Origin of the sequence: Acinetobacter sp. D009 (assembly GCF_038562025.1) — a bacterium.
In the GTDB taxonomy this organism is placed as follows: Bacteria; Pseudomonadota; Gammaproteobacteria; order Pseudomonadales; family Moraxellaceae; genus Acinetobacter; species Acinetobacter pittii.
In genome coordinates this window covers 65,072-77,048 of record NZ_CP151886.1, presented here as the reverse complement: position 1 = coordinate 77,048, position 11,977 = coordinate 65,072, and the positions used below count along the sequence as shown (strand labels likewise).

10 protein-coding genes and 1 pseudogene are annotated in these 11,977 nt (G+C 39.1%); 6 read left to right on the top strand and 5 right to left on the bottom strand.

Annotated features, from left to right (window positions below):
* Nucleotides 1–152: 152 nt before the first annotated feature.
* The gene (locus AAC388_RS00350; RefSeq protein ID WP_017481869.1) at nt 153–1,541 is read right to left on the bottom strand and encodes an amino acid permease; all 1,389 of its coding nucleotides are present in this window, start codon (nt 1,539–1,541) and stop codon (nt 153–155) included.
* Between the two features lie 357 nt (nt 1,542–1,898).
* On the opposite strand from AAC388_RS00350, the gene fahA reads away from it, so the two are divergent.
* The 4 genes from fahA (at nt 1,899) to AAC388_RS00330 (ending at nt 5,465) form a co-directional block, all read left to right on the top strand.
* Nucleotides 1,899–3,206, top strand: a complete 1,308-nt coding sequence (fahA, locus tag AAC388_RS00345) for a fumarylacetoacetase (RefSeq protein ID WP_060465140.1) — start codon at nt 1,899–1,901, stop codon at nt 3,204–3,206.
* Nucleotides 3,193–3,825 carry a maleylacetoacetate isomerase gene (maiA, locus tag AAC388_RS00340; protein WP_262448365.1) on the top strand — a complete coding sequence of 211 codons (633 nt, stop codon included), beginning with the start codon at nt 3,193–3,195 and terminating at the stop codon, nt 3,823–3,825. Before fahA ends, maiA begins: the two co-directional genes overlap by 14 nt.
* A gap of 17 nt (nt 3,826–3,842) precedes the next feature.
* On the top strand, nt 3,843–4,391 hold the full coding sequence (locus AAC388_RS00335; protein WP_032036246.1) for a VOC family protein: 549 nt from the start codon (nt 3,843–3,845) through the stop codon (nt 4,389–4,391).
* Nucleotides 4,392–4,685: 294 nt separating this feature from the next.
* Nucleotides 4,686–5,465 carry a helix-turn-helix domain-containing protein gene (locus AAC388_RS00330; RefSeq protein WP_057069152.1) on the top strand — a complete coding sequence of 260 codons (780 nt, stop codon included), beginning with the start codon at nt 4,686–4,688 and terminating at the stop codon, nt 5,463–5,465.
* A gap of 70 nt (nt 5,466–5,535) precedes the next feature.
* Here the strand turns inward: AAC388_RS00330 and hppD are convergent, their stop codons facing one another.
* Nucleotides 5,536–6,591, bottom strand: a complete 1,056-nt coding sequence (gene hppD, locus AAC388_RS00325; RefSeq protein WP_017398971.1) for a 4-hydroxyphenylpyruvate dioxygenase — start codon at nt 6,589–6,591, stop codon at nt 5,536–5,538.
* Between the two features lie 527 nt (nt 6,592–7,118).
* On the opposite strand from hppD, the gene AAC388_RS00320 reads away from it, so the two are divergent.
* A complete protein-coding gene (locus AAC388_RS00320; protein ID WP_304594861.1) occupies nt 7,119–7,589 on the top strand; it encodes a DUF523 domain-containing protein in 471 nt (156 codons plus the stop codon).
* Nucleotides 7,590–7,604: 15 nt separating this feature from the next.
* On the opposite strand, the gene AAC388_RS00315 is transcribed toward AAC388_RS00320, so the two are convergent.
* The 3 genes and pseudogenes from AAC388_RS00315 to pncA form a co-directional block, all read right to left on the bottom strand.
* Nucleotides 7,605–8,948, bottom strand: coding sequence for an MATE family efflux transporter (locus tag AAC388_RS00315; RefSeq protein ID WP_342371049.1), 1,344 nt, complete (start codon nt 8,946–8,948; stop codon nt 7,605–7,607).
* Nucleotides 8,949–9,124: 176 nt separating this feature from the next.
* Nucleotides 9,125–10,063 (bottom strand): bile acid:sodium symporter family protein, encoded by a 939-nt coding sequence (locus tag AAC388_RS00310; protein WP_017386186.1) that lies wholly within the window; start codon nt 10,061–10,063, stop codon nt 9,125–9,127.
* Nucleotides 10,064–10,116: 53 nt separating this feature from the next.
* Nucleotides 10,117–10,748: pseudogene (gene pncA / locus AAC388_RS00305) on the bottom strand (bifunctional nicotinamidase/pyrazinamidase).
* A gap of 328 nt (nt 10,749–11,076) precedes the next feature.
* Here pncA and dapA point away from each other — a divergent pair.
* Nucleotides 11,077–11,970, top strand: a complete 894-nt coding sequence (dapA, locus tag AAC388_RS00300) for a 4-hydroxy-tetrahydrodipicolinate synthase (RefSeq protein ID WP_017386188.1) — start codon at nt 11,077–11,079, stop codon at nt 11,968–11,970.
* Nucleotides 11,971–11,977 lie beyond the last annotated feature (7 nt).

Below are 11,977 nucleotides of genomic sequence, written 5' to 3'. Positions count from 1 at the left end.
ATCTTCACCAAAAATGGGAAAATTGCTCATCATTAAATTAATTAAATGTTATATTATAACAATAATAAAATCCTTTAATTTCTGTTGCTAAATTTTAAAAATAAAAAAGGACGCCTGTCAGACGTCCTTTTTAGATACAACTCAATAAATTATTAAATATCTGCTTCTAAGGCAGGTACAGACTGCTCAGCTTTTAATTTTCGGCGTTTAAATTGGTACGCCACCATTAAACATAAGATCCAACCAGGAATCATCATGACTGCAACACGCATATCTGGTGTTAAAGACATCACGATCAAAATGCCAAGCATAAATAATATGCATAAATAGTTGCTAAACGGATACATAAAGCTTGGGAACTTCGTTGTTTGTCCTTGGCGCTGCATATATTTGCGGAATTTTAAATGCGTCCATGAAATTACAACCCAGTTAATTACAATCGCTGCAACCACCAGCATCATGAGCAAACCAAATGCTTTTTCAGGGAAAATATAGTTTAACAGTACACATAAAATAGTGACTGCCGCAGAAAGGATTACTGCATTGGTTGGAATACCGCGTTTATTAATACGTGCAAATACTTTTGGTGCATTTCCTTGTTGCGCAAGGCCCAATAGCATACGGCTACTGCAATAACTTGTGCCGTTATAAACTGAAACCGCAGCTGTCAAAATGACAAAGTTCAATAATGTTGCAATGCCTTGGCTATCTAAAGAAGCAAAGACCATCACAAAAGGGCTTCCGCCTTGTGCCATTTGGTTCCATGGGAATAGCGAGAATAAAACAAAAAGCGTCGCAATATAGAAAATCAAAATACGGTAAATAATTTGATTCACAGCTTTAGGTAAAGTTTTATCAGGGTCACGCGCTTCAGCCGCAGTAATACCGAAAAGCTCAATACCACCAAAAGCAAAAATAATGACTGCCATCGCCATCACTAAGCCTTCAACGCCAAACGGGAAGAAACCGCCAAGTGCCCAAAGATTGCTGATACTTGCCTGTGGACCTGCTGTGCCTGTTGCAAGTAAATATGAACCAAAGCCAATCATTGCAAGAATTGCTAAAATTTTGACAATAGAAAACCAAAATTCCATTTCGCCAAAAAACTTAACGTGTAGCAAATTAATGCCATTAATTAAGACAAAGAAGGCTAAAGCAGATGCCCACGTCGGAATTTGCGGCCACCAATATTGAATATAAAGACCAATTGCGCTTAGTTCTGCCATACAGACGAGAACATTGAGTACCCAATAGTTCCATCCTGACATGAACCCTGCAAATGGTCCCCAATATTTGTAGGCAAAATGACTAAAAGATCCACTGACTGGCTCTTCAACCACCATTTCGCCAAGCTGACGCATCATTAAAAAAGCAATAAATCCTGCAATGGCATAACCGAGGATGACCGATGGACCTGCTAATTTAATCGATTGTGATATACCAAGAAAAAGCCCTGTGCCAATCGCCCCACCCAATGCAATAAGCTGGATGTGCCGATTACTCAAACCATGTTTCAGGTTTCCTTGCTCTTGTGCTGACATATGATTATTCTCATCCGTGTCACGTAATTTTTTTCCAATAAATTACGTATATCATAAATTGATCAGATTTTCATAGAGATTCATGAAAAAAATAATTGCGTGACTTTTCTCATAAGCGCGAATGAAAACAGAAAATACAAGAAATGACAATTATTATGAAATGTGTAATTAAATTATGTATTGCGTAATTTGATGAATTCAGTATTATAGAGACATGAAGCAATTGGTTGTGCTCGGTCTATATCAAACTCATAAGACAAAAGATGATCTAAGCAAAGGTTAAAACTTATTGAGTAGCTCAGTCCTAGACCGAACTTTTATTTGTATAAGACCCGAGATAAAGACAAGGAAGCGAAAATGGAACAAAAACTAAACTCTTTTATTGAAGTTTCACCTCAATCAGATTTCACTATTCATAATTTGCCTTACGGTGTTTTTAGCAGAGCTAACGAAAGTGAGCGTCAAGTTGGTGTAGCTATTGGTGATTGGGTGATTGATCTCGCTGCTCTTGAAAAGCACGGTCTTTTAAAACTTTCAGAACAAGACACATATTTTAACCAGCCAACACTCAATAAATTTATCGAGTCTGGCAAAGCCAACTGGTCAAAAGTTCGTAAGACACTACAGTCTCTTCTCTCGGTTGAAAATTTAACGCTTCAAGAAAATGAAGCATTGCGTCAGGAAGTTTTGGTTAAGCAAGACAGCGTTACGTTGCATTTACCACTTCAAGTACCTGGTTATACCGATTTCTATTCTTCTAAAGAACATGCCACCAATGTAGGCTGTATGTTCCGCGATCCTAAAAATGCCTTACTTCCAAACTGGACTGAATTGCCTGTTGGTTACAATGGCCGTGCTAGCTCTGTGGTAGTCAGTGGCACTCAAGTCGTGCGTCCATCTGGACAAATTAAACTTCCAAATGAAGAGCGTCCAGTTTTCTCAGCTACGCGTAAACTCGACTTTGAACTTGAAACAGCATTTGTTATTGGTAAACCAACCGAGCTTGGCCAGCCAATCTCAATTGAAAATGCGTGGGATCATATTTTTGGAATGGTATTACTTAATGACTGGTCAGCACGCGATATCCAGCAATGGGAATATGTGCCTCTAGGTCCTTTCAATTCAAAATCATTTGCTAGTGCCATCTCACCTTGGGTAGTCACACTTGAAGCACTTGAGCCATTTAAAGTGGAAGGCCCAAAACAAGAGCCTAAACCTTTAGCGTATTTACAAGAAAATATCGCGAATAGTTACGACATTAATTTGAGTGTTGAAATTCAAAGCCCGAAATCGGCACAAGCTGACGTGATTTGCCAAACTAATTTCAAATATATGTACTGGTCTATGGCTCAGCAGCTCACTCACCACACCATTGGCGGCTGTAACGTTCAGGTTGGTGATTTAATGGGTTCAGGTACTATTTCAGGTTCTACACCAGATTCGTATGGCAGCTTGCTTGAGCTTACATGGAACACCACCAAGCCTTTAACACTTGCCAATGGTGAAACTCGTGGTTTCTTGCAAGACGGCGATACCCTGATCATGAAAGGTCACTGTGAGAAAAATGGTATTCGCATTGGCTTCGGTGAAGTTCGAAATACAGTCCTTCCTGCATTAAATTTCGATTTTGCAGAAACTTCGGAGCCTGACTATGAAGCTGTATAGTTACTTTCGTAGCTCTGCAGCCTACAGAGTACGGATTAGTCTAAACATTAAAGGTTTAGCTTATGAGACTGTTCCAGTTCATCTGGTAAAAAACGAACAGCAAAGCGAAGACTATTTAAAGTTAAACCGTAGTGCTCTAGTTCCAACTTTAATTGATGGCGATTTAACCTTGTCTCAATCGTTAAGTATTTTGGAATATCTAGATGAGCAATATCCAGAAACCAAACTACTTCCAAGTGATGTGCAAGAGAGAGCAAAAGTTCGCGCTTTTGCCCAAGCAATCGCTTGTGATATTCACCCGTTAAACAACTTACGCGTACTGAAATATTTAAAAAATGACTTAAATGTTTCAGATGAGCAGAAAAATTATTGGTATCAGCACTGGATTATTGAAGGCTTTCAAAATCTCGAACAGCAACTTCAAGATTCAAATGGACAATTTTGCTTTGGACAACAAGCAACTATTGCCGATTGCTGCCTGATTCCACAGGTCTACAACGCGAAACGCTTCAAGATTGATTTATCTGCGTTTCCAAAAATTGAATCGATTTATCACCATTGTTTGTCTATCCCAGCCTTTTATAACGCGGCGCCAGAACAACAACCAGATTGGGAATAGTAAAAAGGAGTTTTAATATGACATTTGCCATTAAAAAAATACATCACGTTGCATATCGTTGTAAGGATGCGAAAGAGACGGTTGAGTGGTATAAAAAAATGCTCAATATGGATTTCATTTTAGCTTTTGCTGAGGACCATGTGCCGTCAACTAAAGCCTTTGACCCATATATGCATTTATTCTTAGATGCAGGACAAGGCAACGTTTTGGCATTTTTTGAATTGCCAACTCAACCAGAAATGGGCCGAGATGAAAATACGCCTCAATGGGTACAGCATATTGCTTTTGAAGTTGAAGACTTAAATGCGTTGATGGCTGCCAAGCAACATTTAGAAGAAAATGATGTGAAAGTCTTAGGTGTGACTAACCATGGCATTTTCCACTCAATTTACTTCTTCGATCCAAATGGTCATCGTTTAGAACTAACTTATAACGATGCTCATGCTGAAGAAAAAATTGCAAAAATTACTGAAGAAATGAAAACTGAAATGCTAGAGGAATGGAGCAAAACCAAACGCGCTCCACACCACACTCATTTCTTGCATGAAGAAGAGTTAGGAACCTAATTTTTAAAGAGCGCACTAAAAAATCGGCATTGATTAGAATTGTTTTAAGAGCAGTTCTATATCAATGCCGATTTATATTATTTAAAACCGCTAAATTTCTAGAAAATTGCGCTATAAATAAGAGCATAGTGATTTTAGAAAATTGTTGGTTATTAAACATGTCAATTTCGCTAATAGAAAAAGGTGATTTCTATTTTTCACTAGGCTCAGGCATGATGTAAAACGCGCCAATTTCAATTTTTGTTTTGATCGTCACTGTTTAACAGCTAAAGTAAATTTATTAAGGGTATTTAAATGATTGAAGAAAAAGTATCTGGGGGGGTTCAATCACTTGAAGTCGGTTTATCTGTACTAAACGCCCTTTTGGAGCACAATCAACCTATTATTCTCAAAGATCTATCGAGCAAGCTCGAAATGCATCCTGCCAAGGTTCACCGCTATCTGGTCAGCCTTATTCGTATGGAATATGCAAAACAGCTTGATGACGGACAATATGCTTTAGGTGATCAGGCATGGCGCTTAGGTCTCAACTGTGTCCAGCATAGCGACACACTACAGCTGGTACAGCATTTAATTTACGACCTACAAAACAAAATTGGTTGCGGTATACAAATTAGTAAATGGTCACCAAAAGGCCCTGTCGTGGTTCAGTCGATTGAATCAAACCACCCTATTTCGATTGTGACTAAAGTCGGCTCGATTATGCCTTTAGTCAATTCTGCTGCGGGACGTCTATTTGCTTCTTATCTTCCAGAACATTTTGTTCGTCCCTTAATGGAAGTGGAATGGCAAAAGCATCAAGAACTTGGTCTGCACATCGCACCGCAAAACTGGCAAGCATTTACAGAGCTTAAAGACACCATTCGCCAGCAACAAATGTCGGCAGCGAAAGGTGATTTACTAACAGGAATTAATGCGGTGGGTTTACCTGTATTTAACTCAAATCAAAGTATTGAGTTTTGTATTGTCGCACTAGACAGTGAAATGTTTTTACCAGTCGATCCTCATAGTAAAACGATTGAAATCTTGAAAAATGAAGTGAACCTCATCAATCAATATATTAAAAGCCGCTAATCAATAGCCATAAAAAAACCAAGAGATCAAACTCTTGGTTTTTTAAGATCAGGAATAAAGCTCAGCTTATTTATTTAGTTTCTAAAACACCACGGCGAATCTGGTCACGTTCAATCGACTCAAATAATGCCTTGAAGTTACCTTCACCAAAGCCATCATCATCTTTACGTTGAATAAATTCAAAGAAAACTGGACCAATCATGTTTTCAGAGAAAATTTGCAATAACAGTTTCTTCTGACCATCTTTAGTGTTGCCATCTAACAAAATACCACGCTGTTTTAACTCTTCAGTCGGCTCACCATGATCAGGTAAACGTTCTGGTAGCATTTCATAATAGGTATTTGGCGGTGGTGTCATAAATTTCAGACCGAGACCTTTTAACTTATCCCAAGTCGAGATTAAGTCATCACAAATAAACGCGATATGCTGAATACCTTCGCCATTAAAGTCAGATAGGAACTCTGCAATTTGGCCGTTTCCTTTGTCAGAGTCTTCGTTTAACGGAATACGGATCTTACCGTCTGGTGCTGTTAATGCTTTAGACGTTAAACCTGTATATTCACCTTTAATATCAAAGTAGCGAATTTCTTGGAAGTTAAAGATTTTTTCATAGAAGTTTGCCCAATACTCCATACGGCCTTTGTAGACGTTATGAGTTAAGTGGTCAATCTCATTTAAGCCTGCCCCTACTGGACGTTTCTCGGCATCATCAAAGAAAACAAAGTCATTTTCATAAATATCACGGTCAACTAAAAAGATTGGCATACCACCAATACCTTTGATTGCCGGGATGTTGAGCTCCATTGGCCCAACTTTTGAATACATTGGTTCAGCACCAAGTTCTACTGCTTTTTGGAAAGCTTTTGCTGCATCACGTGTTTTAAAACCCATCGCACAAGCAGATGGACCATGTTCATTAAAGAAGAATGAAGCATAAGATTCTGGCTGATAATTCAGGATAATATTGATATTTCCTTGACGCCATAAGTACGCTTCTTTCGATTTATGCTTGGCTACTTTTGAAAAGCCGATTGTCTCAAAAACTGGATCTAATTCATTTTCTTTTGAAACAAACTCAATAAATGCAAAACCGCATAATTCTAATGGGTTCTCTAAAATATCCATCTAGTTTCCCTCTGGTGATTACCTGTTCCGTTTATCTCTATTGCTGATGAACTCAGCTCCTTTCTCTATAGAATACGTTGCTATTGGGTGAAGACTTGAACCGTCAAATTGGCTTAACCCAACGCATCCTATGAGAAAAAAACGAGTCATTAAAACGAAGATATGATGAGCGTAAAGCCTTTAATGATTAATTTCCGTTCCATGTGGTGTTTGTTTTCCATACACACTGTCCTTTGTTATCTAAAAGTACGATTGAGATTTTTCAATAAACCCTTAAAAATCGTCTTTTCCTAAAAATCATTTATAGATTTATGGAGACCAACATCCTTGTTGGATCTCCAATGGCCATTTACCTTGAATTAGATGCTACTAAAAACAATTAAATTATGCAATACATAACTTAATTATGAATTGCATAATTTTAGTAATCTTTTAATTTGCCTGTTTTTAAAATCAATTGTCATATTCGATATTCTGTTTATGATCCTTATCTTCAAAAATCTCTCTTGCTTTGAGTTTGAAAAACTATGCTTTTAGTCAGCGCATGTTTAATTGGTGAACCTGTTCGATATGATGGTAAATCCTGTCCAAATACCCGACTTAAGCAACTATTAATCAATAAAAAAGCCCAAGCATTATGCCCAGAGCTATTAGGTGGTTTTACCACTCCCCGTTTACCCGCAGAAATTGTGGACGGAACAGGTCAAGATGTGCTTGATGGCAAAGCAAAAATTACTGATTCATCTGGTTTAGATGTGACAGCTTTATATTTAAAAGGTGCTTACCGCACTCTAGAAATTGCTCGGCAAATAAAAGCAACTTGTGTGGTTTTAAAAGAGAATAGCCCATCTTGTGGTAGCCAAAAAATTTATAATGGTACTTTTCAAGGTGAGAAAATTACGGGAGTTGGAATCACCACAGCACTTTTGCAGCGCCATGGCTTTGAAGTAATTTCTGAAAACGAGATTGAAGATTGGTTAGTAGAACATCCTCTTTAATCATTGTCTGCTCAATCAAAATCCTCTTAATTGTTTTCTAAAATGGAAACAGAAGGCACTCAATATACAAGCCACTAAATAGCTTATGGCAGCCATCCACCAGAAACCATAAATTCCCATCGCAGAAATCGAGATATCTTGCCAATACAGTCCTTTGTAGGCCATCCACCAACCACCGCCTAATCCGAAACATAACACCACGACCAAGAAAATCAGCATTGGTAAAATCGACACATCCCAACAACGCAGCAAAGAGGTCAATAACGTCATTAAGCCATCTAGAAAGTGAGACATACAGACAATCAACAGCAGTGATGCTGCCAAAATCTGAACAGCCAAATCATCTGAATATAACGTGACAATTAAGTCCCTCTCCAGCCATAAACACAGGGATAGACTGCCACTCACTGCCATAATCACCCATATACTTTGTCTGGCAATTTTGTTTGCTTCTTCCATGTTTCCGCTGCCCATAGATCGTGACACTAAAATGCTATAAGCCGAGGCAATTGACGAAGGAAAAATAAACATGAACCCGCCAGTGCTCGCGACAATTTGATGGGCTGCAGACACCACACTCCCGAAAGGTAAAATCAGAATAGCAACCGAACAAAATGCAACAACATCCATCAACGCCATGATTGCTGTCGGGATACCTATTTTTAAAATCATACGCAGACTTTGGCGGCTATCTTCAACTGACTGTTCGGGATGCTCAATAAAGATGTATCCTTTCTCTAGGAAAAACAGGTAATAAACAGCCAGCATAAACCACCGTACAATAAGAGTGGCTAACAAAGCCCCTATGGCACCGAGTGGTGGAATTGAAAATAAAGCGACACCATAAATCAAAAGATAGGACAAAATAATTTTAAGAATGAAGAAAATGCTATCTGATAGTAAAACCTTATGCGCATTTTCAGTGACCTGAGACAAAGCTGTAAATAAGCGCATCAGTAAATGGGCAGGTAAAATAAATACCAAAAGCCAAATACAGTTTTTAGTAATTGACACAACATGTTCAGATGCACCAAATAATTTTGGTAAATCGCGGAACAAGTAAAGCAAGCCAATACTCAGCAATGCCGAACATAGCATCAGCCAAATGCCTTGAATAAAAATTTGACGAATGCGTGGTATGTCATGGCAACCATAAGCTTCTGAAAGCTTGAGCATCACGCCTTGTAGAATCCCCATACCAATGACATAAATCACTGTATATAAAGATAAGGTTACCGATAATGCTGCTACATGATCGTTACTAAAATGCCCTACATAAGCAATATCAATCAATCCACTTAAAACTAGAATTAAATTGCTTGAGAGCATGGGAATAAATAATTTAAAAATCTGATTCATCAAGGAAATGCCTTATTTTTCTTTACGATTTATACTCATATTCACGTTATTTTTAGTGCATCAATTCAAAGCAAAAGACATACCAGTTCTAGCTTTAGCTCCCCTAAAATATGCTTTAAATGAAAAGGCCAAACTATTCATTTGGCCTTCTTTCCTAATGAATGTTGTTTATACAGTTATTCTTGTTTGTGTTTACTTGCCCAATAAGTCGCAAGCGCAGGCCCAGAAATATTATGCCAAAGACTGAAAATTGCGCTTGGTACAGCTGTAATCGGAGAAGCAGCAAAATGGACTGCTGCAAGTGCAACACCTAAGCCTGAGTTTTGCATCCCCACCTCAATAGCAATCGCCTTACTGTCCGCATAAGGTAATTTAAAGAAACGCGCTGCGGTAAAACCTAATAAATATCCAAGCCCATTATGTAAGATCACCACAGCTAAAATAAGCAAACCCGACTGTAAAATTGCTGCTTTGCTTCCACCAATAATGGCTGCCACAATCGCGACAATTGCAATGACCGAAACTAAAGGCATGACTTGAATATAAGATTCGACCTGACGTTTAAGCCATGTTCTTAAAATCAAACCAACCACTATAGGAAGTAGCACCACCTGCAAAATCGAAATAAACATCGAAGCTGCATCAATCTTTAGCCATTGGCTGGCAAGCAGATAGAAAATCGCAGGGGTTAATACAGGTGCTAAAAGTGTTGATACCGATGTGCAGGCTACCGATAACGCCACATTGCCTTTGGCCATATAGGTAATCACATTTGAAGCCGTTCCCCCTGGGCAACAACCCACCAAAATGACCCCAACCGCAATTTCAGGCGGTAAATTAAATAATTTACATAAAACATATGCCAAGCCAGGCATTACGACAAACTGCGCTACCACCCCAATCAATACCGCTTTAGGGCTTTGTAATACCCCTTTAAAGTCATCGACGGTCATGGTCATTCCCATACCAAGCATAATAATGCCCAAAATCCATGGAATGTACGCCTTGAGCCAGACAAAAAATTCAGGCTGCCATAGCGCTAGCGCTGCAAAAACAATCACCCATAGGGCAAAAGTTTTTTGAATAAATTGGGTAAAGCGTAGGAATGCAGCCATACTTTCTATCCCTAAAAATTAAAATATGAAAGTTAAAAACCAGAGCAATATACTTAGCGCTCACTCAACAGATCAGTCGACTGAATACGGACAACACCTTGCTGCTGCATGGTTTGCCAAGCGTGTTCTAACGAACCCCTTTACAAGCATCTTCAACCACTAAAGTTTTAAAACCTTGCTTAACTGCGTCTAAAGCAGTCCATGCTACACAAAAGTCCGTGGCAATTCCGACCACATAAACCGTATCAATGCCACGCTCTTTTAGGTAACTGGTTAAACCGGTCATGGTGGCGTGGTCTGCTTCCATAAAAGCCGAGTAGCTATCGATATGAGCGTGAAAGCCTTTTCGGATAATCAGTTGAGCTGTCGGAATATTTAAATCAGGATGAAACTCGGCATCTTGAGTACCTTGTACACAATGCTTAGGCCAAAGCACCTGTGGTCCATAGTCGAGTTCAATGGTTTCAAATGGCTGCTTACCCAAATGATTGGCTGCAAAAGAGATATGATTATCCGGGTGCCAGTCCTGAGTCAGAACGACATTTTCAAAACAACCAGCAAGTTGGTTAATCGTTGGAATAATTATATCGGCATCGGCGACTGCTAAATTTCCACCCGGTGTAAAACCATTTTGTACATCAACTACGATTAAAACCGCATTTTGTGGTTGTTTATTCATTTTCATGTCATCTTCAATCCCAACTGGGAAATTGCATTCTATCTTGCCATAAAAAAAGCCCATATTAAGTAAGGCTCCGTCGAATCAAGCCGTATTGTTATGTTTACTGGGTATTCTTAGCGCGCAATAATGAAAACATCCTATCTTTTCCTCAAGTTTACATCGCGATTATCCGTTAGGCGTATTGTTCTTATGCGTCTGATCAGTCATAATTTGCATAATTGTCATTCAACAATCTGTTATTGTTAGAACTGGACAATCAAAATACTGCAACCATCCCACATTTTGTTTTTCTTACCTCAGATTCGGATGGATAAATAGGATATTTTTAAAAATGACTCAGCAAGCACAGACCATTCAAGGCTCAATCGTCGCAATCGTCACACCCATGTTGAAAGACGGCGGTGTAGATTGGAAGGGTCTTGAGAAGCTGGTTGAGTGGCACATAGAACAAGGTACAAACAGTATTGTAGCCGTCGGTACAACCGGCGAAGCCTCAACATTGAGCATGGAAGAGCACACACAGGTTATTAAAGAAATTATTCGTGTAGCCAATAAACGTATTCCAATTATTGCCGGTACTGGTGCAAACTCAACCCGTGAAGCAATCGAATTAACTAAAGCTGCTAAAGACCTCGGTGCTGATGCAGCTTTACTTGTAACGCCATATTATAACAAGCCAACCCAAGAAGGCCTTTACCAACACTATAAAGCGATTGCTGAAGCTGTTGAATTACCGCTTATTCTCTATAACGTACCTGGTCGTACTGGCGTAGACCTTTCAAACGACACAGCTGTACGTTTAGCAGAGATCTCGAATATTGTTGGCATTAAAGATGCAACAGGTGACGTACCTCGTGGTAAAGCTTTAATTGAGGCGTTAAACGGCAAGATGGCTGTGTACTCAGGTGATGATGAGACAGCATGGGAACTTATGCTTCTTGGCGCTGACGGCAACATCTCGGTTACTGCAAATGTTGCACCTAAAGCAATGAGTGAAGTATGTGCTGTTGCGATTGCCAAAGATGAACAACAAGCGAAGACGCTTAACAATAAGATTGCAAATTTACACAATATTCTATTTTGCGAATCAAACCCAATTCCTGTGAAATGGGCACTACATGAGATGGGACTGATTGATACTGGTATTCGTTTACCACTCACTCCTCTCGCTGAGCAATATCGCGAACCTCTCCGCAATGCCCTAAAAGATGCGGGAATTATTTAATAAGAGC